This window comes from Sphingobacterium olei (assembly GCF_005048855.1).
GTDB lineage: Bacteria > Bacteroidota > Bacteroidia > Sphingobacteriales > Sphingobacteriaceae > Sphingobacterium > Sphingobacterium olei.
The window spans coordinates 67817-93650 of record NZ_SUME01000013.1 but is presented as its reverse complement, the minus strand read 5'-3'; the positions used below and the strand labels follow the sequence as shown (position 1 = coordinate 93650).

General features: G+C 38.0%; 24 protein-coding genes and 1 riboswitch. Of the genes, 9 read left to right on the top strand and 15 right to left on the bottom strand.

Features of this window, described 5'->3' with window-relative positions; translation table 11 throughout:
- Positions 1–115: 115 nt before the first annotated feature.
- The 7 genes from FAZ15_RS21665 to thiS are packed head-to-tail and all read right to left on the bottom strand — an operon-like array spanning position 116 to position 6301.
- Positions 116–1159 carry a HesA/MoeB/ThiF family protein gene (locus FAZ15_RS21665; protein ID WP_136903466.1) on the bottom strand — a complete coding sequence of 348 codons (1044 nt, stop codon included), beginning with the start codon at positions 1157–1159 and terminating at the stop codon, positions 116–118.
- The gene (thiH, locus tag FAZ15_RS21660; protein ID WP_136903465.1) at positions 1116–2246 is read right to left on the bottom strand and encodes a 2-iminoacetate synthase ThiH; all 1131 of its coding nucleotides are present in this window, start codon (positions 2244–2246) and stop codon (positions 1116–1118) included. Before thiH ends, FAZ15_RS21665 begins: the two co-directional genes overlap by 44 nt.
- On the bottom strand, positions 2247–3020 hold the full coding sequence (locus FAZ15_RS21655; protein WP_202912469.1) for a thiazole synthase: 774 nt from the start codon (positions 3018–3020) through the stop codon (positions 2247–2249).
- Positions 3001–3657 (bottom strand): thiamine phosphate synthase, encoded by a 657-nt coding sequence (locus tag FAZ15_RS21650; protein ID WP_136903463.1) that lies wholly within the window; start codon positions 3655–3657, stop codon positions 3001–3003. Before FAZ15_RS21650 ends, FAZ15_RS21655 begins: the two co-directional genes overlap by 20 nt.
- Entirely contained in the window at positions 3642–4253 is a 612-nt protein-coding gene (locus FAZ15_RS21645; RefSeq protein WP_136903462.1) for a beta/alpha barrel domain-containing protein, read from the bottom strand. Before FAZ15_RS21645 ends, FAZ15_RS21650 begins: the two co-directional genes overlap by 16 nt.
- Positions 4254–4262: 9 nt before the next feature.
- Positions 4263–6095, bottom strand: coding sequence for a phosphomethylpyrimidine synthase ThiC (gene thiC / locus FAZ15_RS21640; protein WP_136903461.1), 1833 nt, complete (start codon positions 6093–6095; stop codon positions 4263–4265).
- Positions 6096–6097: 2 nt separating this feature from the next.
- Positions 6098–6301 (bottom strand): sulfur carrier protein ThiS, encoded by a 204-nt coding sequence (gene thiS, locus FAZ15_RS21635; RefSeq protein ID WP_136903460.1) that lies wholly within the window; start codon positions 6299–6301, stop codon positions 6098–6100.
- Between the two features lie 109 nt (positions 6302–6410).
- Positions 6411–6500: riboswitch (TPP riboswitch) on the bottom strand.
- 300 nt (positions 6501–6800) lie between these two features.
- Here thiS and FAZ15_RS21630 point away from each other — a divergent pair.
- Positions 6801–7313: a protease gene (locus FAZ15_RS21630; RefSeq protein WP_136903459.1), complete on the top strand. Its 513-nt coding sequence runs from the start codon at positions 6801–6803 to the stop codon at positions 7311–7313.
- A gap of 75 nt (positions 7314–7388) precedes the next feature.
- Here FAZ15_RS21630 and FAZ15_RS21625 read toward each other — a convergent pair whose 3' ends face one another.
- From FAZ15_RS21625 to FAZ15_RS21600, 6 genes are all read right to left on the bottom strand, one after another.
- On the bottom strand, positions 7389–8111 hold the full coding sequence (locus FAZ15_RS21625; protein WP_136903458.1) for an SRPBCC family protein: 723 nt from the start codon (positions 8109–8111) through the stop codon (positions 7389–7391).
- A 223-nt stretch (positions 8112–8334) separates the two neighbouring features.
- Positions 8335–9654, bottom strand: a complete 1320-nt coding sequence (gene rseP / locus FAZ15_RS21620; RefSeq protein WP_136903457.1) for an RIP metalloprotease RseP — start codon at positions 9652–9654, stop codon at positions 8335–8337.
- A gap of 9 nt (positions 9655–9663) precedes the next feature.
- Positions 9664–10830, bottom strand: a complete 1167-nt coding sequence (locus FAZ15_RS21615; protein ID WP_136903456.1) for a 1-deoxy-D-xylulose-5-phosphate reductoisomerase — start codon at positions 10828–10830, stop codon at positions 9664–9666.
- Between the two features lie 15 nt (positions 10831–10845).
- A complete protein-coding gene (locus FAZ15_RS21610; protein ID WP_136903455.1) occupies positions 10846–11634 on the bottom strand; it encodes a hypothetical protein in 789 nt (262 codons plus the stop codon).
- 174 nt (positions 11635–11808) lie between these two features.
- Positions 11809–13935 carry a S9 family peptidase gene (locus tag FAZ15_RS21605; RefSeq protein ID WP_136903454.1) on the bottom strand — a complete coding sequence of 709 codons (2127 nt, stop codon included), beginning with the start codon at positions 13933–13935 and terminating at the stop codon, positions 11809–11811.
- A 285-nt stretch (positions 13936–14220) separates the two neighbouring features.
- A complete protein-coding gene (locus FAZ15_RS21600) occupies positions 14221–14559 on the bottom strand; it encodes a DUF3276 family protein (protein WP_136903453.1) in 339 nt (112 codons plus the stop codon).
- Positions 14560–14804: 245 nt separating this feature from the next.
- Between FAZ15_RS21600 and FAZ15_RS21595 the strand changes: the two genes are divergently transcribed.
- The 7 genes from FAZ15_RS21595 to FAZ15_RS21565 all read left to right on the top strand — a co-directional run bounded on the left by FAZ15_RS21595 (position 14805) and on the right by FAZ15_RS21565 (position 22634).
- Positions 14805–15683, top strand: a complete 879-nt coding sequence (locus FAZ15_RS21595; protein ID WP_136903452.1) for a LiaF transmembrane domain-containing protein — start codon at positions 14805–14807, stop codon at positions 15681–15683.
- Positions 15684–15958: 275 nt separating this feature from the next.
- A complete protein-coding gene (locus FAZ15_RS21590; RefSeq protein WP_238387341.1) occupies positions 15959–16741 on the top strand; it encodes a sensor histidine kinase in 783 nt (260 codons plus the stop codon).
- Positions 16734–17471: a LytR/AlgR family response regulator transcription factor gene (locus FAZ15_RS21585; protein ID WP_136903450.1), complete on the top strand. Its 738-nt coding sequence runs from the start codon at positions 16734–16736 to the stop codon at positions 17469–17471. Before FAZ15_RS21590 ends, FAZ15_RS21585 begins: the two co-directional genes overlap by 8 nt.
- A gap of 139 nt (positions 17472–17610) precedes the next feature.
- On the top strand, positions 17611–19041 hold the full coding sequence (locus FAZ15_RS21580; protein ID WP_136903449.1) for a serine hydrolase domain-containing protein: 1431 nt from the start codon (positions 17611–17613) through the stop codon (positions 19039–19041).
- Positions 19042–19138: 97 nt separating this feature from the next.
- Positions 19139–19714 carry a phosphoribosylglycinamide formyltransferase gene (purN, locus tag FAZ15_RS21575; RefSeq protein ID WP_136903448.1) on the top strand — a complete coding sequence of 192 codons (576 nt, stop codon included), beginning with the start codon at positions 19139–19141 and terminating at the stop codon, positions 19712–19714.
- Between the two features lie 128 nt (positions 19715–19842).
- A complete protein-coding gene (gene purH, locus FAZ15_RS21570) occupies positions 19843–21369 on the top strand; it encodes a bifunctional phosphoribosylaminoimidazolecarboxamide formyltransferase/IMP cyclohydrolase (RefSeq protein WP_136903447.1) in 1527 nt (508 codons plus the stop codon).
- Positions 21370–21560: 191 nt separating this feature from the next.
- Positions 21561–22634, top strand: coding sequence for a fatty acid desaturase family protein (locus tag FAZ15_RS21565; protein ID WP_136903446.1), 1074 nt, complete (start codon positions 21561–21563; stop codon positions 22632–22634).
- Positions 22635–22733: 99 nt separating this feature from the next.
- On the opposite strand, the gene FAZ15_RS21560 is transcribed toward FAZ15_RS21565, so the two are convergent.
- A complete protein-coding gene (locus tag FAZ15_RS21560; protein WP_238387340.1) occupies positions 22734–23162 on the bottom strand; it encodes a cold-shock protein in 429 nt (142 codons plus the stop codon).
- 263 nt (positions 23163–23425) lie between these two features.
- Here FAZ15_RS21560 and FAZ15_RS21555 point away from each other — a divergent pair, with 263 nt between their 5' ends.
- Positions 23426–23617: a cold-shock protein gene (locus FAZ15_RS21555; RefSeq protein WP_136821091.1), complete on the top strand. Its 192-nt coding sequence runs from the start codon at positions 23426–23428 to the stop codon at positions 23615–23617.
- 603 nt (positions 23618–24220) lie between these two features.
- On the opposite strand, the gene FAZ15_RS21550 is transcribed toward FAZ15_RS21555, so the two are convergent.
- Complete coding sequence (locus FAZ15_RS21550; protein ID WP_136903445.1) at positions 24221–25708, bottom strand: alanine/glycine:cation symporter family protein; 1488 nt, start codon at positions 25706–25708, stop codon at positions 24221–24223.
- Positions 25709–25834 lie beyond the last annotated feature (126 nt).

Below are 25834 nucleotides of genomic sequence, written 5' to 3'. Positions count from 1 at the left end.
AGAATACCAAAGAAAACCTTTCGATTGAGGGCACATATTAAATGCGTATCAAAATGATCGAGAAATAAATCTTAAAAGGTTACAAACTTACTAATGTATCATCTATTCTATACCCCTATCTATCAGACAGATTGACATAATAGCAATGTGAAATTTTATCTTTTATCCATTCGTAGGCAATTTTACTGCGAATACCATTGACACATATGAAAACAATTTTCTTAGATTCATGTCCTAGATGAGTTTCCCAGCAATGCGGCAGATCGTAAACCGAAATATTGAGGTCAGCCAAATTATTTTCCTCATGCTCATGTTGTTCCTGCACATCCACCAGCAGCAGTTCTTCCTGTTCTTTCCATTCCATTAACGTATGAAAATCAATTTTTCCGGTAGATATCTTCGATTGCGATAGTGTGTTATCCGACTGTATATTAATAACCTGCACCTGATTAGTAAAACTGTCTATGAGCATCATTTTACCGGCTAGGCTATCACCAATACCGGCAATCAGTTTAAACGCCTCGCTAACCATCAAACTTCCAACCACACCAACCAATGGCGACCATACTCCCGTAATAGCACAGGGCTGTTGATCGCTTGGTTCGGGGAAGATATCCCGATATCCAATATGTTGTGAAGGGCTGAAAACACAAATTTGCGCTTCATAAGTTCCTAGGGCTCCACTGATTAAAGGTGTCCGCAGATCTCTACCGATATCGGCCAGTAGATAACGGGTATCAAAATTATCGCTTCCATCAATAAGGAGATCCGCTTCCGGAATGATCTCCTTAAAATTGTTGGCGGTAAGTCTTGTTTTTTGTGGAAACACGATCTGTTGTTGATATTGCGCATTCAACTTATCCGCTAATATTTCTGATTTAAATAGCCCCACGTCATGATACCCAAAGCTAGTCTGCCGAGCTAAATTAGACACCGACACACAATCGTCATCTATCACGGTGATCTTTCCTACACCTCCTGCAGCGAGAAAAGGAATCACCACATTTCCGAGACCACCGGCGCCAACTACAACGACGTGAGCTGCCTCCAACTTTTCCTGTCCTACTAACCCGAACTCAGGGAGCGCTATTTGACGAGCAAAGCGATTATTATTGCTACGTAGCATAACACCTTTCCCAATCTTTCCAAACGGCTTCATAACCCTGTCTTTCTATTACCTTAACCATTTCAAATGCAGACCGTTCGTCCGAAATTTCAAATTGCTCAAGTGCTTGGGGCTCCACTATATAGCCTCCGGGATTTGTTTTAGATCCAGCACTTAAACTTGTAATACCCAATGGGATAACATGATCCCTAAAATAAGGCTCCTCCCGTGTAGAAAGTGAAAGTTCGACCTGTTCATTGAACAATCGATACGCACAGATTAATTGAAGAAGTTCCCTATCCTTCATGTAGAATTGCTGTGTTTCTATTGTTCCGTCAACAGCATCTTTCATTGAAATAGGCCGCAAGCGTGGAAAAGATAGTGAATATTTTGTTTTCCAATAATGCTGTTCGAGGTACTGTAAATGTAAACCCGTAAAAAAAGCTTCTGTACGCCAATCTTCTAACCCGATCAATGTACCTAGACCGATCTTGTGAATTCCTGCCCGTCCAAGACGATCTGGCGTATCCAAGCGGTATTGAAAGTTGGATTTTTTACCCTTGGGGTGGTAATTTTTATACACGTCCTGGTGATAGGTTTCTTGGTATACTAAAACTGCATTTAGCCCCTCTTTAATTAACCGTTGATAGTCTTCCTGTTCGAGAGGCTGCACCTCCATAGAGATATTTGCAAAATGAGGTTTCAATTGGCGAATCGCCTGCTCCAGGAATTCTACACCTACAATTTTGCTGGCCTCTCCCGTTACCAATAAGACATGCTCATAACCCATACTTTTAATGACTTCTGCTTCCATATGGATTTCTCCCGGGCTAAGTGTACGACGTGGGATCTTGTTATCCATACTGAATGCGCAATATGTACAGATATTCTGACATTCGTTGCTGAGGTACAGTGGGATGTACAGCTGAATGGTCTTTCCAAAACGCTTCTGTGTGATCGTCTGACTTAATGTTGCCATCTCCTCTAGGTAATGGGCTGCTGCTGGAGAAACAAGCGCTTTGAAATCTTCCATAGATCGGTCATTTTTGATCAATGCGCTTTCAACATCCTTGGCGGTCTTATGATAAATACTTGATTTTACCGTGTCCCAATTGTGATTTTGAAATAGTTGATGAAACATTTATACCTCCTCATTTCTTAAAAACGACGTCAATGGACTAGATGGCTGTGCCAGCGTAGAAGCTGCAGCAAGTTCGGCTTCGTATGCCTTTCTGCCTGCCTCCACCGCTAATCTGAAAGCTTGTGCCATGCCCACAGGATCTGTCGCAACCGCTATAGCTGTATTAACTAATACCGCGTCTGCCCCTAACTCCATGGCGAATGCGGCATGTGAAGGGGCTCCCAATCCCGCATCTACTATAACGGGAACTCGACTTTGCTCAATAATAATAGACAAAAATTCTTTTGTCAATACGCCTTTATTACTTCCAATCGGTGCACCCAAGGGCATCACCGCTGCAATACCTACTTCTTCAAGTCTTTTGCATAATACCGGATCAGCATGTATATATGGGAGTACAACGAAACCTTGTTTAACTAACTCTTCTGCCGCTTTTAATGTCTCGATTGGATCAGGCATCAAATATTTAGGATCGGGATGAATTTCTAATTTCACCCAATTAGTCTCCATGGCCTCTCTTCCTATTTGAGCCGCAAAAATCGCCTCTTTAGCGTCACGCGCTCCGGATGTATTAGGTAATAGGGCGGCTTGCGGTTTTGGAATATGCTGCAGCAAATTATCTGAATGTTCGGCTAAGTCTACCCGTTTGAGTGCTACCGTCACCAATTCACTCCCCGATGCTTCTATCGCTTGCTGCATCAATTGAAGACTGCCAAATTTCCCTGTTCCGAGGAAAAGTCTGGATTGAAATATTTTATCTGCTATGTGCAACATCATCGTGTGCTTTAAATTGTGAAAGAATCTGCTTCATCTGCACTACCTGTGCGAAGTTTGCATTTAAAAGTTCGGTAGAGAGGGCGACGCCATACACACCTGTGGACTGAAGCGATAACAGGTCTGCCTTCTTAATACCTCCTACCGCAATAATAGGAATGTTCGAATATCCCAATTGACTCGAGATAGTATGATAGCCAGCCGAACCTAAAATTGGACTGAGACGCTCTTTTGTTGATGTATAGGCATAGGGGCCTAAGCCGATATAATCACAACCCTCAGACATGCGTTGCCGCACGTCTGCGATAGTATTTGCCGTTCCGCCTATAATTGCCCCCTTCCCTAATTGTAACCGAGCAGTTGAAATATCGACATCTTGCAATCCCAAGTGTACACCATCTGCATCTACGTGTTGAGCAACCGATACCCAATCATTTATTATACATTTAGCGCTATACTGAATGCATATACTTTTTACCTGTTCGGCCAAAATTCGAACAGCTTTTTCTTCTTGGTTCTTAAAACGTAATTGTATCCATTTGACACCTACATCGAGCGCATGATGAATACCTACTATCTGTCGTTCAGCTGTATCTCCTTGTGATATAAACTGTAATCGTTCTATATTCCTTTCCATAGTTTCCTAATTTTCAAGAATGTGGCATGTATATCCTCTACTTGCCACAATCCCGACATCAATGCTATACCATCAAAGGATTGAAGAATTTCTGGAAATTGTATTATGCGTTCCAAGCTAATTCCTCCTAAGCCAATTTTTCGGATGCTATCTGAACTGTTTTCAAATTTCATCCGCTCGGATGCAGCCATCGCTGTATAGTCTGATTTACTCACGCTATTAAACAGCGGACTTACCAATATCATTTCGTATCTATCATTTAAGGTTTTCACCGCCGAATAACCATGTATAGCCGTTGAAAACCTATAATCACCTATTTCTTCTTGTTCAAAATATAATCCTTCTACGCCACGCTGCTTTTCCTTAACATGATATCTTTTGAACCCCGTTTCATGGCGCCACTGCGCTGCGGCAAGTGGTAGGATTAAGCGATTATGAAAATGCGGAGGGATATGTTCATACACGTACAGGATTTCTTCCCGAGTCATCTCCCGACGGAAATAAAGATCATCTAACCCAGATTCGAAGAGGGTCAAAAGTACTTCATGTTCGTTGTCGAGCAGATGACCCGGGAGAATGGCCGTTATAGATCCCATACACGCCTTTTATCCATAAATTTCGCTTCCCTGTTCTTTAAAAGCTGAGGCTTTTTCGAACATACCTTCATCCGCTGCATCACGAATTTCCTGTGTAATTTTCATGGAGCAGAACTGGGGTCCGCACATGGAACAAAAGTGTGCTATCTTAGCACCTTCAGCAGGAAGCGTTTCGTCATGATAAGCACGAGCCGTATCGGGATCCAACGCCAAATTAAACTGGTCTTCCCACCTGAATTCAAATCGTGCTTTACTCAAGGCGTTATCTCTATATTGTGCTCCGGGATGTCCTTTTGCAAGGTCTGCTGCATGTGCAGCTAATTTATAGGTGATCACACCATCTTTAACATCATCTTTATTCGGTAATCCCAAATGCTCTTTTGGCGTCACATAGCATAACATGGCTGTTCCAAACCAACCGATCATTGCCGCACCTATGGCGGAGGTGATATGATCATAACCAGGCGCTATATCCGTAGTCAGCGGTCCCAATGTATAGAAAGGGGCTTCTTGACAATCCTTCAGCTGCTTCTCCATATTTTCCTTGATAAGATGCATGGGAACATGGCCTGGCCCTTCTACCATCACCTGTATATCGTGTTTCCAGGCAATTTTAGTCAATTCACCCAACGTTTCCAATTCTGCAAACTGTGCGGCGTCGTTCGCATCGGCTATACTTCCTGGGCGTAATCCATCTCCCAACGAAAATGCCACATCGTAGGCTTTCATAATTTCACAGATCTCCTCAAAATGGGTGTACAAAAAATTTTCCTTATGATGTGCCAAACACCATTTGGCCATAATACTGCCCCCTCTGGAAACGATCCCTGTTACCCGTCTCACGGTCAATGGAATATAACGCAATAAGACACCGGCGTGAATGGTGAAATATGACACTCCTTGTTCGGCCTGCTCGATAAGTGTATCCTTAAAAATTTCCCATGTCAGATCTTCTGCCTTGCCGTTTACTTTTTCCAGTGCCTGATAGATCGGAACGGTACCGATTGGAACCGGAGAATTGCGAAGAATCCATTCTCGCGTCTCGTGAATATTTTGTCCGGTAGAAAGATCCATTATGGTATCGGCTCCCCAGCGACATGCCCATACCGATTTTTCAACTTCTTCTTCAATACTTGACGTAACAGCACTATTCCCGATGTTGGCATTGACCTTCACCAAAAAATTGCGTCCGATGATCATCGGTTCGCTTTCTGGATGATTGATGTTATTCGGTAAAATTGCCCGGCCCGAAGCAATTTCATCACGCACAAATTCAGGTGTAATCATACCCTTAGGTGTATTAGCCCCAAAGCTTTCTCCTGTATGCTGCTGCAACAGATCATTATCTTCGACCTGCTGTATGCGCTGATTTTCGCGGATGGCGACATACTCCATTTCTGGAGTAATAATGCCTTGCTTAGCATAATGCAATTGCGTTACATTCTTCCCACTTTTTGCCCGAAGAGGTTGATGCTGTATTGGAAAGCGGATAGCATCGAGTTGTGCATTTCCTAATCGTTCCTGCCCATAGACTGAACTGATCTGCGGCAACTGCTCCACATCATCCCTATCAGCTATCCATTGTGTGCGAATACGGGCAATACCTTCGTAGATATTTATGGCAGCTTGATCATCCGTATAGACACCACTCGTGTCGTACACGGTGACGGGGGCATTAGGAGAAACTTTGCCGCTGCTCAATTTCGTATCGGAAAGTACGATTTCCCGCATACCGACCCGAATGTTTGGTGTAGTTCCTTCAACATAGATTTTACGTGAACCAGAGATAGCTCCAGTTGTCAACGCTCCTGATTGAGGTAGATTTTCTTTTTTCTTAGCCATTTCTATCCTCCTTGTGCTGCTTTGATTAATAAAATACGATCATTTTCCTGCAGCTTATAGCTACCATGTTGAGATCTCGGGATGAGGTTGTCATTAACGGCAACACCTATCCCTTGGATAGCATCGCCTAATAGGGACTGCAGCAGCTCTGTAAGATAGCATGTGCTGTCTACTTCGTGAATCTTGTTGTTTACATTTACTTTCATTTCCTGAATTTTTAATTGAAATCTTCAGAAATGAACTTGAATGGAGAAGGTATGTATGGGTTTATAAAATAACCCTTTGATCAGTACATTTATATCAAAAAATCAAATTTTGATACACCTATCTTTTCCCTTCGCCGGTACTAACCGGATCAAGTTCTAAGGGTATAATCTCAGCACTAAGGCACCCCTAAAGATTTTGACCAAGTTCAGTGTTTTATTTAAGTTTTCAAAATTTTATTTAAAAAACATTTTAAACATTAAAAAAAGTAGCCGTCAATAAAGATAAAATATGAACACATTATATCAGATATCTTCGATCACATCATCGCTTCTGCTCCATATTTCGGACTACAGATTTATGAAATGGAAGGCATAATACCAGCACCGAACATGATTTAGATGTATATTTAGATTGTAACACGCTAATAGTCGCAAAAAATAAATTTATCATTTGTTAATGACATAAAAACAATGGCAATAAAATTGCGGTAACAAGCCTATGAACAAACTATCATTCTTCGCACCAGCAATATTATTAGCCATTGCGTCCTCGTGTAATACATCACAACGAAATACAGGCAGTACCGCTACAGATTCTATAACTACTGTCAATGAGCCCACTGATACTTCCTTAACAGCCAAACTGAGCATACCTGCCACAATTTCATTGGATCACCCCATTGAGATGACATTTACTGTATATAATCCTACAGACAGCGTAATGAAATTTTGTAAATGGCACACTCCTTTTGAACCGTTGATGAGTAAATACTTAGATATCGTATCGGATACTGACGGCGAAGTAAACTACTTAGGACCTATGGCCAAACGTATCATGCCTCCCCCTGCTAATAGCTACCTTTCGATAAGTCCATCCGACAGTATTTTAGCTAAAGTCGATCTCAAAAAAGGTTATGACCTCACAAAGCCAGGTACATACACTATAAAATACAATTCCGACGGCATCAGCAGGTTGATCGTCCACGATAGTGTAATATTCACAATCAACTAGCAGATATTCTTTGTTAATTGCTTCACAATGGCACAGGTGTATGTGAAGCAATTAATATAAAATGCCCCAATACACTTAATAAGATTCAATAGTGGTTAACTGACCTGTTTCTATCAGTTCTTTAAAGTTGCGCAGGTCACTTTCTAAAAGTTTCTCAAAAGTCGGTGTAAATAAATTCGCTACATTCCTACCGACTTGGCCCGCCGGGGCATGATACGTTACCACTAAATTGATGATCGTCCCCACACCACCGATTACATCCGAAAACTCTACTTTGCCACTATTTTCAACTACCGCATTGGTTTGCGAATGCCACCCGATAAGTTGGTTAGGTTCATCTTTGACCAATACGGTATTCCAACTAAGCACATCCGATCCCCAGGGTAATTCAAATTCCCAATGCGAGATTGTATCGGTCTTTTCTTCCACGCGCTTTATGTATTTCATGAAATTGGGAAGATTAGCTAGATAACGCCAATATGCGTATACTTCTTCACGCGGTTTATTAACGATAATTTCTGATTGTACATTAATAGCATTCGATCTATGACATGAATCAGTACAATCCAATTTTTGGGATAATTTACATTTACCGGTTACCCCCCGATAAAGCAAATATGAGCCCGTTAGCAATTTTAATGGACGTTTTAATGGGTTTCTTCGAAATGATCTCGTGATTATCATTGCACCTAAGGCGATGGATACAGCACGTTCTGAAAAACCCAGTTGTTTGTCGTCCTGTGCGGATTCAAGGTTATGCTTCCTGACATTATCTTGATTAGTGATTATGCTTTCCATTTATTTAAGTTTTAAAGCGTATTAATTTATCCCTCTTTTTTAATGCATATACAGCGCCAAAACACACTGTATAAATACTTCTTTATAACCAAATAATACGTCTTTTCTACCTATATAGTTAGTATACGCTGATTTCCATAAAAGCAAAAAAATCTAGGCTTATAATTAAAAAGAGCCATTCCTAACGGGAATGGCTCTTTTTAATTATCTTCAAATGGTCTTGCTACCACTTAACAATGTCGTTCCCTAAGGTAAATATCATTAGTGCTACTAATATAAAGAAACCTACCATTTGTGCACGTTCTAAGAATTTATCACTTAGTGGTTTGCCCTGGATCATTTCTACCAATAGGAAGATAACGTGTCCTCCATCCAATGCTGGGATTGGTAACAGATTCATGAATGCAAGAGCCATGGAAAGCATGCCTACTAAATTCCAAAAGCGGTACCAGTCTACATCAGTGCCAAACATCTTTGCAATACCAACTGGTCCGGATAAGGCTTTATCCGCGCGAACCTCACCTTTAAATATTTTACCGAAACCTTTGATGTTATCTGTAATAACCGAGAAAGCTTTCTTCGTGCCTATTGGTAGTGCTTGCATAAGACCATATTGGGAAGTGATCAGTACCAAAGATGGATCGGGTTTGATTCCAAATCCTAGTGTACCATCAGCAGAAACATTACCATTTAAAGCTACTAATTGTCCATTCCGAAGTACTTCCAATGAAATTGATTTTTCAGCTTGATTCAAAATAGCATTTTTAAACTGGTCGAAATAAACTATAGATTGACCGTTTACACTAACAATACTATCGTTCTTTTGTAACCCCATTTTCTCTGCTTCCGAAGCACCTTGAATTTGATCGATTCCCATCATTTTAAGGCGCGGTTCAACGAATTCATTCGTTTTATGATCAGCAACTTGATTTAAAATATCAGATGGAACCTGAATCTCCTGTGGTGCACCGTTTCGTTCAATAGTCAATATCGCATCGCCCATTAGGACTTCAGAGCTAAATAAATCTTTATAATTAATGACGGGTCTATTGTTAATTTCTATTATTTTATCTCCGGCCTGAAGTCCGATTTCCTTTCCAATTATTCCAGGTACAATACCATTTGTCAATTTGGAATTATCTATATCGGTTTGTCCATATTTGAACGTTAACATCCAAAAAACCATAATCCCTACAATCACATTGACGATTATACCGCCCAACATGACGATAAGACGCTGCCAAGCTGGTTTGGAACGGAACTCCCAAGGCTTCGGTTCTTCTTGAAGTTGCGCTGTATCCATGGATTCGTCTACCATACCTGCGATCTTCACATAACCACCTAACGGTAACCAACCAATTCCATATTCACAACCTTTATAAGTGAATTTAAACAACTTAACACCCCATGCATCGAAAAATAAATAGAATTTCTCTACTTTAATACCAAACATGCGTGCCGCCAAAAAGTGTCCAAGCTCATGTAATATTATCAAAATTGACAGGGCTAGTATTACCTGTCCAACCATTACGAATGTTCCCATCTAAAATATTTACTTTTTACTCTTAAGTATTAAATCTCGTGCCACAATCCGACTTTCGGAATCATAGGCAATATAATCGTCTATATGTAACGTTGTACTATTTTTCACCTGACATAATGTCTCTTCTATTACGTCGCTCATACCCAAAAAAGAAATTTCGTTCTTCAAAAATGCGTCAACTACGACTTCATTCGCGGCATTCAAGACACAAGCTCTATTACCTCCCTCACGCAAGGCTTGATAGGCCATCTTCAAATTTCGGAATGTGTCTAAATCGGGCTTCTCAAATGTCAATGATCCATGGTTCATAAAATCAAAACGAGGAAATGAGTTCGAAAAACGAACAGGGTAAGTTAACGCATATTGAATAGGAAGTTTCATATCAGGAAGTCCCATTTGTGCTTTCATGGACCCATCCTGAAACTGTACGATTGAATGTATAATAGATTGTGGGTGGACAATAACATCTATTTTATCGGTTTCCAAATCAAAAAGCCATTTCGCTTCTATCACTTCAAGTCCCTTATTCATCAATGATGCCGAATCAATTGTAATTTTAGCACCCATTGACCAGTTTGGATGTTTCAATGCCTGCTCGCATGTTACATTTTCCAAAAAAGAACGGTCTTTCCCACGGAAAGGGCCTCCGGAGGCTGTAAGATATATCTTCTCTATGGGATTTAATTCCTCACCAGTAAGACATTGAAAAATAGCGGAATGCTCCGAATCAACAGGTAGTAATTTAACACCATATTTTTTCACCAAATCGATTACTAACTCTCCGGCCACCACCAACGTTTCCTTATTGGCTAATGCAATATCTTTACCGTGACGGATAGCATTTACTGTAGGATGTAATCCAGCCGAACCAACCACTGCATTTAGAACAACATCAATTTCCTCCAATTCAACTGCTGCTTCCAGCGCCTCACTTCCACAAAAAACTTCGATAGGCAGACCTTGCAGGGATGTTTTTACATAGAGATAATGTGATTCGTTAACGATGACAACAATTTTTGGTTTAAATTCTAACGCCTGTTGAATTAATTGTTCCGCATTATTACTCGCTGTAAGCACAGTTACATTAAATCGATCGGGAAAAGCACGGACAACATCAAGAGCTTGCGTCCCAATACTTCCGGTAGATCCCAGTATAGCTATTCTTTTTTTGTTCAATGCTTTTATTCTCCTTTATATTATATTTTTGAACAGCTCAGGATCATCACCCCCTTTATATTCTTCGACCATATCCGTATAAGCAACAGCCATGGCCAAACTTACCAACGGAACTATTAAAAAAATACTAATTGCCATAAAGAATAAGGCAGTCATATTATAACTAAGATTCAAAAGTACAAAAGATATGATAGAGGTTAACGCCAAAAAGAAAAACAGCGTAACAATCTTAAAAAAATTACCTTTTGTAAATGCAACACTTAGTTTTACCGCTCTAAAAAAATTCACATTCTTCTCCAATATAAAAAAAGGAAAAAATGTTATTCTCAAAAGCAAAACAGTTACAATTATACCCGTCAAAACAGGGACAATTTCGAAGATGACGAAATCCGTCTCCAAGCCCAAATAAATCAAAGGAAAACAGATAATTCCCGACACCAATGTTACGATACCGGTTAATAGGGAGCACAAAACAAGTCCGAATAAAAAATTGACAAATTGTTTTGTTGAAGGAATATAATGCATCAATGAACTATGTTCTACACCCTGCGAAAGTAATATCGCCCGTTTTATTAGCACCAATTGTAGTCCAAAAAACAAAACAATAGTCAACAGCATTAAAACAACTTTTGCTATCATATTCGACTCCAAAAAGTACACCGGAAAATATGCAGCCAGCTGACTTATTACAAACAGAATAAAACACAGTCCGGCGATAGAAAAATAATGTTTTTTTAAGATATCTAAAGCTCTAAAAATAACATCGTTTGCTTTAAAAGTACTTTCTTTAAGAAACTCTAACATGTTGCTAAATAATAGTGCAAAGATGATATAATTTTTGGAATACAACAATCTTAAAACAAAAAGTTTAGAAAATTATATCATATTTATTTACTTCGGAACCATATCTGTATAAATCTCACACAGGGGTGATTTTTTGAAATAAAAAAGGCTTCCTATAAAGAAAGTGCAAAGATTTTATTTAAATGTAGGTGGCACTGGCTTTTCCAATAGATATTGGTAATAAAACCGTACCCTTTCATTAAAGTCATACCGCGATTTAGACCGTTCAAATCCATGTCTACTGCCCGGATATATCATCAACTCAAATGGCACTGCTCGGTCAGTAAGTGCATCCACCAATTGAATGGTATTCTGCATATGCACATTGTCATCCATATCACCGTGCATGATACGCAATCCGCCTTTATATTTATCTACATAAGTTAAAATAGAGCCGTTTTTATAGCCTTCAGCATTATCTTGAGGCGTGTCCATCCATCTCTCAGTATAATGGGTGTCGTACAATTCCCAGCCTGTAACCGGAGCCCCCGCAATACCATAGTCAAAATAATCAGCTCCTTTTGTCAATGCCAGGCAAGTCATGTATCCACCATAACTATGTCCTGTAATCAATAGTTTGTTTTTTGCTACCCAAGGTTTCGCCTTCAACCATTTTGCTACGGTAATGTAGTCCACTAGTTCCCAATTTCCCAGATTTCGATGCATTAATGCAACACCTTGTTTACCATAATGTCCCGAGGCTCTATGGTCACAGGCGATTTGAATTATTCCTTCAGCAGCCCAATATTGATTAGATGTACCTTTCCAGGTATTGCGTACAGATCCAGCATCGGGACCACCATAAATACTCATTATGACAGGATATTCGGTTGTTACGTCGAAGTCCGTCGGATACGTAATAATTATCGGCAGGTCAAACTTACCATCATCAGACTTAATGGTAAAATATTCTGTTTTTCCAATTTTATAATCATCGAAATCAGCAGATTTTGTATCAGCCAACTCTTTTAATACCTTACCTTGATTATCCAATAAAGCGATCTTATTCGGCGCCTTTACATTCGAATAGTTTGTGATGAAATATTTACCATCTGGAGAGACTTGGACATTATGTGTGAAATCACCAAAAGTTAACCTTTTGAAGTTTTTACCAGAGTAATCCACGCGGTACAAATCTACTGTTGCAGAATTTTCTTTCCGAGCGGTAAAATAAATGACCTTATTCTTTTCGTCGATATATTGCAAAGAAGAAACTTGCCAATCTCCGGTGGTAATCGGATTCAACAATTTACCAGCTAATGTGTAGAGGTAGTAGTGTGCCCATCCGGTTTTATCAGATTTAAGAATATAGTGCTTATTATCCGCTAGATAGGTAATTCGTTCATCATGATCCAGGTTGATCCAAGAAGATTGCTCCTCATTATAAATTTCGTTCTTTGTTCCATTCTTCGGGTTTACGGCATAAAATTTCAAATTAGTCTGGTCTCTATTCATCCATTGTACCATGATTGTTTGACTATTGAAACTCCAATAAGGCTGACCGAAGTATTGGTCATCTTTCTCATTAAAATCTGCCCAAACTATTGGAGAACCCTCCACTTTTACAAAACCGATTTTCACCTCTGGATTATCCTGTCCTGCTTTCGGATAGCGAGTCTCTTCCAAGTAACCGTTTTGTCCCTTCGAAACATAAATTGGGAACATCGGCACCTTTGTGTCATCGAAGCGCATGAAGGCTATTTGCTTACTGTCTGGCGACCACCAAAAGGCTTTATAATTTGTGGGTCGTCCTAAAATTTCTTCATAATACACCCACGATGACCAACCATTGTACATTACATCTGTGCCATCTGTAGTATACTGTATTTCTTTTGTTCCCGACACATCGATACTAAACAAATTACTCTTACGAGTAAAGGCAATGTATTTTCCATCCGGTGATAAGGTAGGATTTTGCTCTTCTAGATCAGGTGATTGCGTTACTCTTTGCGCCGCTTGCTGTCCAAATTGAATGTAAATATCATTCTCCTTGACAAACACTCTTACATCTGAAGAAGGAGCTCGCTCATAGGCACTTTTTTCTCCTGTCTTTACATTTACCTTGTACGTTGTACGGTTATCTTTGTCTATCTCTAAATAATGTTCAGCATCCGCCCAACCCGTATATTGGTTAACAGGTTTTGTAACCGTATACCCATTGCCCCATGACTCATTAAAATTTAAACGCTTGGTTTGTGCTTTTAGGGGGTAGGCTGTTATAAATAACGCAGCAACAAAAATGTTGCATATCAATGTCTTCATAAAATTGATCATAATGTATTGAAACACGAAATTAACAATTGTATTCCTATTACCATGTAACATATTTACAATAAAATTCTCATGGAACATCTAACTCGTCTTAAGTGAGATCAATATGAATTAAAACAACTCAGTTTACCGGCTACTCAATAATGCCAATAAACAGCAACTACTAAATAAACTTTTATCTGTACATTTTCCTATTTAAACGGAATAGACAAAGGTAGTCTGAGGTAAAAAAAAAGCCACTCAAAAAGTGGCTCATATCTAGTTAAATGATTTACGCTAGAACGAAAAATCGTCTTTTTCGACTAATGCTCCATTACTTTCGTAGGCAGAATCATCTTGACTGGGCTCATATCTCTTCTCAACCACTTCTTGATTAGATTTGATGTACGCGACTACGTCTGTTAGTCCTTCTGCAAATTTCTCAAAATCTTCTTTGTATAAGAAAATTTTATGTTTAATAAACTGTCCATCCTCAAAACGTTTTTTACTTTCTGTGATTGTCACATAATAATCGTTTGATCGCGTCGCTTTTACATCAAAAAAATAAGTACGTTTACCCGCTCTCACCTTTTTTGAAAATACCTCTTCACGCTCTTTGTTTTCAAAATCTCCCATTAGTCTAGTAAGTATTTAAGTTTAAATCCTATGTTTTATGTTATAAATATATAATATTTAATTTCAAACGTCCAAATTTTATCCAAAAAAAGTGTTTTTTTTATTTACTTATTTCAAATACAAAAGAAGTGTGTTATTTTCACCGATGTTTTTAGGTCATTAACCGAAGTATAAATGAGGTATACCTAAATGCTATTAGTCATATCTGTAGCTATTTCTACATTTGGACTATAAACAACGAACAAATGAAAACAAAGAGAAATTATCAAACACCTCCCCCCCCTCCAAATAATAGCAAAAGTGCTACCATTGTAGGGGCCTTCATCGTGTTATTTGGTGCATTTTTATTATTAAAAAATTTGAACTTAGGTTTTTTAATACCTTCCTGGTTGTTCGGATTCCATTCCATATTGATTATAGTAGGACTCGTAATAGGTGTTAATTCAAAATTTGAAAAAAAATCATCTTACATATTGATCACGATCGGGGTCATTTTCTTGTTGAAAAATTGGATGGATTTTTCAACGGGTAAAGTACTCATACCATTGCTAGCAATCGTATTAGGGATTTATTTGATCCAACGCAACAGAAAATTGCCGTCCCTGCCGGACGACCCTGAAACTCCCCCAGTTCCTCCCACTCCACCCTTTAGAGATGAATTCGACTGGGATAAAAGAGTTGATGAGAATGACCCCATAAACGTCAATAATTCGGATGAAAGAACAGATTCAAACCCTTTTGCTCATACCAATGAGCAAAAGGGGTATTCGTATAATCGATATGCAGAAAACTACCTCAAAGTAGATTCCATATTCGGGAGTTCGAAAAAAATTATTCTATCCAAAAACTTCTTGGGAGGAAGTATGACCAACATTTTTGGAAGCACAGAAATAAATTTACTTCAGGCTGATCTTACCCAACCGATAGTCATTGATGTTTTTCAACTATTTGGAAGCACCAAGATTATTGTTCCACCACATTGGATGGTTTCGACAAGTATTTCGTCCATTTTAAGTGAAAATGACGACCGTCGGGTTATTATAAACCATCCATTTGACGAAAATAAAAATTTATATATCACTGGAACTTCTATCTTAGGAAATGTAACAATAAAAAACAGTTAATCCATAAAATGTCAAACTCTACTGAGGTATTAAAAATAAACAAAAAGCGTCTTATCCATCTGAGTTCATGGATAATTTTTGCGCTATACTTCGTTGTTTCATATATGTTAGTTTGGCTGGAGCACAGATCCAAAGACATATCTATTTACGAGCCTCTCTTTGGTGCTTTATGCATTACAATTTGTTCATATCTAATATTCAGTTCGTTACAATTTTACTTACCCCGAAAGAATCAATATCTCAAAATACTGTTCATCTGCTTATTTTTGACAGCAATGAGTGTTTTTCTCCCTCTATATCTTATCAACCAAATATCAGATACTTTTTCGATTACACAATATTATAAAATTCTTCCCTACCGTACGATTATTAATTTCTTGCTTTTATTCTGTATCCTAATAATCAATATCACCTGGAATATACAGGAAGAGTATGAGGAAAATAAAAAACGTAAAGAAGAATCTGAGCGTCTGGTACGTGAAGCAGAGCTTTACAACCTTCGTCAACAATTGCAGCCTCACTTTCTGTTCAATAGCTTAAATTCGATCATTGCATTGATTGGTGCAAAACCGGATATGGCAAAGAAAATGACTTTTCAGCTGTCGGATTTTCTACGGGGAACAATGCGAAAAGACGACAAACAACTTATTTCCCTTTCGGATGAAATCAAACACCTTGAACTCTATCTCGAAATTGAAAAAGTTAGATTTGGCCATAGATTAAATACGGCTTTCCATTATGATGACGAGGTTTTGCAGGCAAAAGTCCCCAGCATGATCGTACAACCCCTAATGGAAAATGCGATTAAACACGGCCTGTATAATGTAACAGGTGATGTATTAATAGAAACCCACATTGCACTGGAAAATAACATCTTGACGATAGAGATCTCAAACCCTTTTGAAGCCGATCAGTATCAGAATAAAAAAGGGAACGGCTTTGGATTGACCAGCATCCACAGAAGATTATTTTTAATCTACAGCCGCACAGATCTTTTGAGCGTCAACAAAACAGAAACTAAATTTATTGCCCGCATAAAAATTCCTCAAAATGATTAAAGTAATAATAATAGACGATGAGCCTCTTGCTCGGATGATCATTCGCGATTATTTAGAACAAGAAAGTGATATTGAAGTCATCACGGAATGTGGTGACGGTTTTGAAGGTGCTAAAGCCATTCAACAACACAAACCCGATCTGATATTTCTAGATATCCAAATGCCAAAATTAACAGGGTTCGAGATGCTGGAAATTATCGACGAACTCCCGCACGTCATATTTACAACAGCTTTTGAGGAATTTGCAATTCGTGCTTTTGAAAAAAATGCCGTCGATTATCTCCTGAAACCCATCAATCAAGAGCGTTTTTCAAAGGCCCTAGAAAAATTCCGAAATATCCATGGTAACCAGCAACCGAAACAAAGTCTTCAACAATTAAAGACAGATATTGAGGAAGAGACATTAGAACGAATCGTTGTCAAAAACGGGACCCAAATTAAACTGATTCCGGCGCAGCAAATTATCTTTTTAGAAGCTTACGATGATTATGTTAAAATCCACACGCAAAACGGCATGTTCCTCAAAAATAAAACCATGTCATCTTTTGAGAAACAATTGGACAGTAAGCAATTTGTACGTGTGCACCGATCATTTATCATTAAAGTAGATCAGCTTGCTAAAATAGAACCTATGGAAAAAGAAAGTTACCGAGGTATATTGCTGAACGGCGAAAAAGTAAGCATTTCCAAATCCGGATACGCTCGACTAAAACAAACGATTGGTTTATAGCATATTGTTTTTGTACTTTTGTATTGTGAAATATCCTTAGATACGACGTAAACGTAAAACAATCGGAACGATATTAGCTATGGATATTCCCAGCCTGCGGTAGGCTGGCGTATGACCATTAAAAGTCAAACATTTGCATATGAAACGAATAGTCAGTACACTGCTGTGTATAGTCGGATTTACTATATTAATAAAAGCTCAATCTATTGAAGAGAGACAAAACAGAGCCGTTTACAATCAAATTGAATACCTATTCAATACGAAACAAATGGACTCCATCTATAATATGGCCGACGAAAATTTCAAAAAGACCATATCTTCTGTTCAATTAAAAGGGATATTAAACCAGCTGCATTCATTAGGTACAATAAAAAATGCAACTCCAGAAAAATATCAAAATGGTATAGCGGGATATAAGATAGAGATCGGGGACCAGAAATTATTATTCATATTGGGTGTAGACAGCAATTTTAACTATCATACGCTCGCTTTTCAACCCTATGAAGCAAAAGTAGAAGAAAAAAAAGAAAAAGTCATATCCAAAGTGGAAGTGCAAAATCCCTTGGATTTTTTTATCGACTCTGTGGCACGCACATACATCCAAAAAGGGAATACGCAGTCTTTGGTCATCGGTGTGATTCATAGAAATAAAGTAAATACTTTTTTTTATGGAGAGACTGAAAAAGATAACAATACCCTCCCTATTGCAACCACCTTATATGAACTGGGATCAATTACAAAAACGTTTACGGCTACTCTTCTGGCTGATTTGGTAGAAAAGAATGTAATCAGCTTGGATGATAGTATCGCTAAATTTTTACCTGATTCGGTAAAGTCTAATCCCAATTTACAAAAAATAACCTTTAAATCTTTGGCAAACCACACTTCAGGATTGCCACGTATGGCGTTAAACTGGAACACAAGCAGCAAATTCGTGGAAAGCGATCCTTATGCACATTACGACCAGAAAGAACTCTTCAGTTTCCTGAAAAACTTTAAAGCAACCAAGGAGGTCGGAGAAGAATACGAATACAGTAATGTAGGATATGGTTTATTAGGCGAGTTAATTTCTATGATTACCAAAAAAACGTACGCTCAAAATATTGAAGAGGTCATTACCAAACCACTACATATGACAAACACCGTAGAGAAAGTAAATTCCAAAGAGCAACAGCTTGTCAGAGTGTACAATGTACAAGGAGATACTGTACCGACCTGGAACTTTATTTCTCTCGCGGCAACTGGTTCTTTAAAATCGACCATCCAGGATATGTTGTTATATGCCCGATCTCAATTCCAGATGCCTTTATCTCCATTGGAAAAAGCAATGGCCCTGACTAAACAATTCACATTTTTCATCCCTCCTAACACCGATATCGGGCTTGCATGGCATATGTCAATGGTAGACGATATCATCTATTACAACCATAATGGAGGCACTGCCGGTAGCAGTTCTTTTATCGGCATCGCTCCCGATGCCAAGTCGGCTGTAATCGTTCTGTCAAATTCCGCGGTTCCTGTTGAGGCTATCAGTGAAGAAATCCTAAAAAAGGTGATTTTAACAGAGTAAATCCATAACCTGAACTCATCGTGTTCAGTTTGCGAATACAAAGCATTTTATCTAAGTTTGGTAAGAAAAGTTTTAATTTGAATAAATCGAATAAAGAGTGAAAAAACGTATAGCGATTTTTGCTTCCGGTTCCGGATCCAATGCACAAAAAATAATGGAACATTTCAAGTATTCTAATGAAGTTGAAGTGGCTCTAATATTAAGTAACAATCCGGATGCCTATGTACTGCAGCGTGCTGATAATTTCGAGATTCCCTCACATGTTTTTGACAAGCACGATTTTTATCAAACAACGGAGGTCGTAGATCTTCTAAAGAGGTTAGATATCAATCTCGTTGTACTAGCTGGCTTTTTATGGTTGATACCACAAAGTCTATTACAGGCTTTCCCTAATAGGATTATAAATATCCATCCAGCACTTCTTCCTAAGCACGGCGGAAAAGGCATGTATGGCGATCGCGTACATCAGGCTGTCCTCAATGCTGGAGACGATGAACATGGAATTACTATCCATTTTGTAAATGAAAATTTTGATGAAGGCGAAGTGATTTATCAAGCTCGATTTAAAGTTGAACCTGATGACACATTAGAGACTATAAAATTCAACGGTCAACAGCTAGAACATTTACATTATCCCAAAGTGATCGAAAATCTATTGAAGAAGTACGGTTAATGGCTAGTTGTTAAGTTTGAGAACATCTTGCAACGCGCTTAATAAAAATGAAATTAGTTATTTGATTTCAAGAAAACACAACACAGGTCGGTTATTTTTTGTATCTTTGCGGCTTCAAATAAAGAACAATGAATCATCCTGTTAAGATTAAAAATGCACTGGTTTCTGTTTATTATAAAGACAACCTCGCCCCTCTTATTCAACTTCTAAATAAATACGGAGTTACTTTCTACTCTACAGGCGGTACGGAAGCGTTCATCCGAGATTTAGGCATCGACGTAGCGCGTGTTGAAGATCTAACGAGTTATCCATCTATCTTAGGTGGCCGGGTAAAAACGCTTCACCCGAAGGTATTTGGCGGTATCCTTTCCCGCCGTCCTTTAGAAAGCGATCAACAACAATTAGCGCAATACGAAATTCCGGAAATCGATTTGGTTATAGTAGATCTGTATCCATTTGAAGCGACGGTTGCTTCTGGGGCTTCCGAACAAGATATTATTGAAAAAATAGATATCGGTGGTATTTCGTTAATCCGTGCCGCAGCTAAAAACTTCAATGATGTTGTCATCATTTCTTCGAAAACAGATTACACCGAACTGGAGCAAATTTTAGCATCACAAGATGGTATAACCACATTGGAACAACGTAAATCTTTCGCTAAACGTGCTTTCAATACGTCTTCCCATTACGATACCGCTATTTTTAACTATTTCAATCAGGAAGAACCTTTAGCCGTTTTTAAACAATCCCAACAAAAATCGCAGGTATTACGCTATGGAGAAAATCCACATCAAAAAGGAGTTTTCTTTGGTGATCTAGATGCCATGTTTGACAAATTGAACGGGAAAGAGTTATCATATAACAATTTAGTAGATGTAGACGCAGCTGTAGCTATTATCGATGAATTCGAAGAGCCAACATTTGCGATCTTAAAACACACCAATGCCTGTGGAGTAGCCTCTCGTCCCACTGTAAAACAAGCTTGGATAGATGCGTTAGCGTGTGATCCCGTATCGGCTTTTGGGGGCGTGTTAATTACGAATCAGGAAGTAGACGCCGAGACTGCTGAAGAAATTAACAAACTATTTTTCGAAGTATTAATTGCACCTTCCTATAGCGAACAGGCCAAATCCGTACTTACTGCTAAGAAAAACAGGATTATCTTAGTGCGAAAAGAAGTTAATCTGCCTACAGATCAATTCAAGACGTTATTGAATGGCGTGATTCTCCAAGATAAAGATCATACCATAGAAGGGCCAGAATTGATGACGACGGTAACGAACATAAAACCAACGGCAAAGCAGCTAGAGGATCTATATTTTGCAAATAAAATTGTGAAACACACGAAATCAAATACGATTGTATTTGCCAAAAATGGGACGTTAATTGCATCTGGAGTAGGTCAAACCTCCAGAGTGGACGCTTTGAAACAAGCCATCGAAAAAGCTCACGCGTTTGGTTTTGATTTAAAAGGCAGTACAATGGCCTCCGATGCCTTTTTTCCTTTCCCAGACTGCGTAGAAATAGCAGGTGAAGTTGGAATAGCTGCCGTGTTACAGCCAGGCGGTTCGATTAAGGATCAACTGTCTGTCGATATGGCAAACGAAAAAGGATTAGCGATGGTTATTACTGGCGTGCGACACTTTAAACACTAAAATCTAACAGTGCGAAATAAAAAAGGGGGTTTGAAAAATCAAACTCCCTTTTTTATTTAACTAAACTTAACATGCTTGCTCTCAATAATATTCCTTATCTTTAAAACAGAATAACGTTACTTATATTCGATTTATAGATAAATAATAAAAAATTAAACCCACTCCCTAGTAACAGAGTACTACAACTCTTAATGAAATCTACAATTAAATTCAACAACGCCAACACATTATTTTCCAAAGCACTAAAGGAAAAAATAAATACATATTTTAAAAATAATAATCTCAATAAAACTGGGGGTCGGAAAATTTTAGCTAAAGGAATTATTCTTTTCGCTAGCTTTTTAGGGATTTACAGTACATTGCTCTTAGTACAGCCACATTGGGCGATCAGCATTCTTCTATGCGCTCTATTTGGGGTTAATCTTGCCGCAATTGGATTTAATGTGATGCACGACGCTGGGCATGATACATTCTCCAAAAACAAAAAGTTCAACAACATTCTGTCTTATAGCGCCAACTTGATGGGTGCAAATATCTATTTTTGGAAATTAAAGCACAACATAGCACATCATACCTTTACAAATATCGAAGGTGAAGACCATGATATCGATGTTAAATTCATGCGCTTACATAAAGAACAAAAGTATCAGAAACATCATAAATTTCAACAGTATTATTTCCTCGCACTCTATGGTATCTCCTACCTTGCCTGGATTTTCTATCAAGATTATGAAAAGTACTTTAAAGCTTCGTTAGGAAAGAATAATAATGCATTCAGTTTCCCGATACGTGAAAAAGTTATTTTTTGGATAAGCAAAGTTATTAATCTGATTCTATTCATTATTTTGCCTATCATTTTTGTAGGCCCGATTGAGACACTAATTGGATTATTAATATTAGGCGTAGTCTGCGGACTGATGTTAGCTATAGTGTTTCAACTGGCGCATGTGGTTTCCGAAACAAGCTTCAATATCGTAGAAGATGACAATCGAAAAATAGAAAATGAATGGATGATTCACCAATTGAATTCCACCGCAAACTTTGCCACGCAAAACAAGTTTTTAACTTGGCTATTAGGAGGATTAAATTTTCAAGTAGAACATCACTTATTTCCAAAAATAAGCCATATCCACTATCCTGCGATCAATAACATTATTCGTCAGACTTGTGTAGAATACAAAATTAACTATATCGAATTCCCAACATTTGCAAAAGCCTTCAATTCTCATGTCAACGTAATAAAAGAAATGGGATCGAATAAATAAATAACAAAAGAAAAAAAATCATATAAACAATAAAGAAGCCAATCTAGATTATAGACTGGCTTCTTTATTGTTTATGATTGTAAGTAAATCGAAATGATCTTACGGTTCCAAAATAACTTCCGAGACCTGATTTCCTTGTTTAGAACTCCTATATTTATACTTAACCTTTTGATCTATTTTCAATACAAACCCTACTAAATTGTCATTAAAATATACTGTTTGTCTCGATAAATTATCGCGAATAAATCCATAATGACCTTGGTCATTATAATACGATACTTTTCCAAAATTGTATTCGTCCTCAACTTCTGGACGTAACAAGTCCTCTTCCTTAAATTCATATTTCTTTAAAGGAGGAGAATCTGATATATTACCGTACTCGTCAACATATGCAAACATTTCTTCAAAGGACTTTCCTTTGTCATTGTTTTGTTTGTTGAACTCCTTTTTCTCTTGCTTGTGTTGCTTTTTTAATTGCTTTTTCTTTGCTTGTTCTTTTTTTCTGAATGTAATTTGGCTTTGCCCCATTAAACGTGTATAATGTAAATAAATAAATTAAGATATGTCTTAGCGACCAACGGGCTTTATGAAACTTGTTGAAGACAGTTAAAGCGAGGTGATGTATAAGGCTTTCATACAAAGATACAAAATGTAAATGAAAAATCGAAAACTTTGCTCTAGTAAGTTATATATGCCTTAAAAGTTTTGTCATATGAAAATACTTTTAGTATGGAAATAGTGTATTACAAATAATTATCCCTATCCTTGTCCTAATACTAATAAAAAAAATAATGAATACAGGAACTGTAAAGTTTTTTAATGAAACTAAAGGATTTGGTTTTATTACTCCAGAAAATGGTGGCGCTGATGTGTTTGTACACACTTCAGGATTAAAAAACCAAGTTAGAGAAGGTGATACCGTAACTTACGAAGTTGAACGTACACCTAAAGGTCTAAATGCTATTAATGTGAAATTGAGCTAATCGAATTTATATTTAATACTAAACAGCAACGGCTACCTAAAACAGGTAGCCGTTGTTGTTATTTAAAAAATAAGCGAGAAGCTGAAAAACCCAGGTTGCATTACAAAAATAATCCCATTGATGTGGTCTATTAAGCCGAATCTATAGGATATCAAATATCACGTGAGAAATACCTATTTTATTGCGGATAGAAATACCTGTCTTTATTTCTATCCATAATGTAGACATAATTTTCAAAAAAAACAACACACTTTTCTTAACCTTATGCTATATCTTAACATATTTTAAAGAAAAAAAATATCTATAGAATATAAAACACCATTAAATTCGTTACAAAATTGAAGTTTTTTTATTTAAGGCACGTCATTTGTGTTAGTGTTCACTTAAAACAAACTAAACATTTAAAAGAATTATGAGAAGAACACCTTACACCACTTTTCTCGTGCTGCTGGTCATCACCTTTGTTTTGATTTTTGCAACGACATGCGCCGGGGCATTTTAAAATATTTTGTATTGCGCACTTATCATCAATCAAATCACGCTGATTTTTTAAAACAACTAGTATACAGACAAGATAAACGGTTATATTGTCTGTATACTAGTTTACTGTCCCCGGTTTTCCCAGAAATCCGCATTTTTTATTCCCAACTCTTTCGGATTAAAATCTGGGTTCATTATTCCATTCTTACGCTTCTTTACATAATCATTCCACACTTTCATGGCAGTTTTGCTCATCAACAATATAGCAATTAGATTGACCCATGCCATCAGTCCGACACCGATGTCTCCGAGATCCCAAGCCAGACTTGCACTTCTAATAGTACCAAAGTAAGTTGCTGCTAAAAATAAGAAGCGAAGTATCCAAATAAAAATGTTAGCACATGTGCCTTTAAAGATATACGCAACATTTGTCTCCGCATAGTAATAATACGCCATAATAGTTGTAAAGGCAAAGAAAAACAGTGCTAAAGCTACAAATTGCTTTCCGATAGCCGGAAAATGATGTGATATAGCTGCCTGCGTAAATCCGTCGGGATTTACACCAGAAATATTGTCTACGAGATAAGCTGTTGCGTTCCCTGCAGTATCAAATGTTTCACCTACGTTATACATTCCTGTAAATAAAATCATCAGTGCAGTCGCTGTACATACGAGTAATGTATCCACATATACGGAAAAGGCTTGAACCAATCCTTGTTGAGCTGGATGCTTCACGGCTGCCGCTGCTGCTGCGTGAGGTGCGGTACCTTGTCCTGCTTCATTGGAATATATACCTCTTTTCACTCCCCAGGCAATGGCCATCCCGATAACGCCCCCAAATGTAGCATCTATACTAAACGCTGAACTAAAGATCAGTCGAAAGACAGCCGGAACTTGCGTAATATTAAGGGCGATAATTATAATAGCCATCAATATATAAGCCCCTGCCATAAAGGGTACTATAAATTCCGATGCTTGTCCCAAGCGTTTTACGCCTCCTATGATAATTACAGCCAGCAATGTGACAATCCCAAGGCCTACCCAACTTAAGGTCAATTCAATACTTCCGATTTCAAAAACTGGATTCGCAAAATTGAACGCGTTAAACAATGTACTGCTTACTGCATTACTCTGCACACCAGGCAACAATAACCCAGTGCTGATAATTGTTACTATTGCAAAAATAACGGCATACCATTTCACTCCCAATCCCTTTTCGATATAGTAAGCAGGACCTCCTCTAAATTCCTCGCCATCTTTCTGCTTGTAGACCTGAGCTAGTGCTGCCTCTACATAAGCAGATGCAGATCCAAAAAATGCAATGGTCCACATCCAAAATATGGCCCCTGGCCCACCCATAAAAATTGCGGTAGCTACACCCACGATATTCCCGGTTCCTACCCTTCCGGAAATTGCCAAAGCAAATGCCTGGAAGGAAGAAATTCCCTTGTCGGATTGTTTTTTAGCAAAAAGCAGCCTCAGCATATCCCGAAAATAGGTAACCTGTAAAAACTTTGTGCGTATAGAAAAATATACGCCTGTGAATAAGCATAGAAAGATAAAAACATCACTCCAGACCAAATTTGAAATCGATTTAACAATATTTTCCATTTTTTTCGGTTATATCTAATATAATTGTTAATAATTCCTGTAAAGAAACTATTTTTTCAACGTAAATCACAAAAAAACATTAGAAGATCTATATAAAGCAAACGATTTGATATCGTTCCATAATTA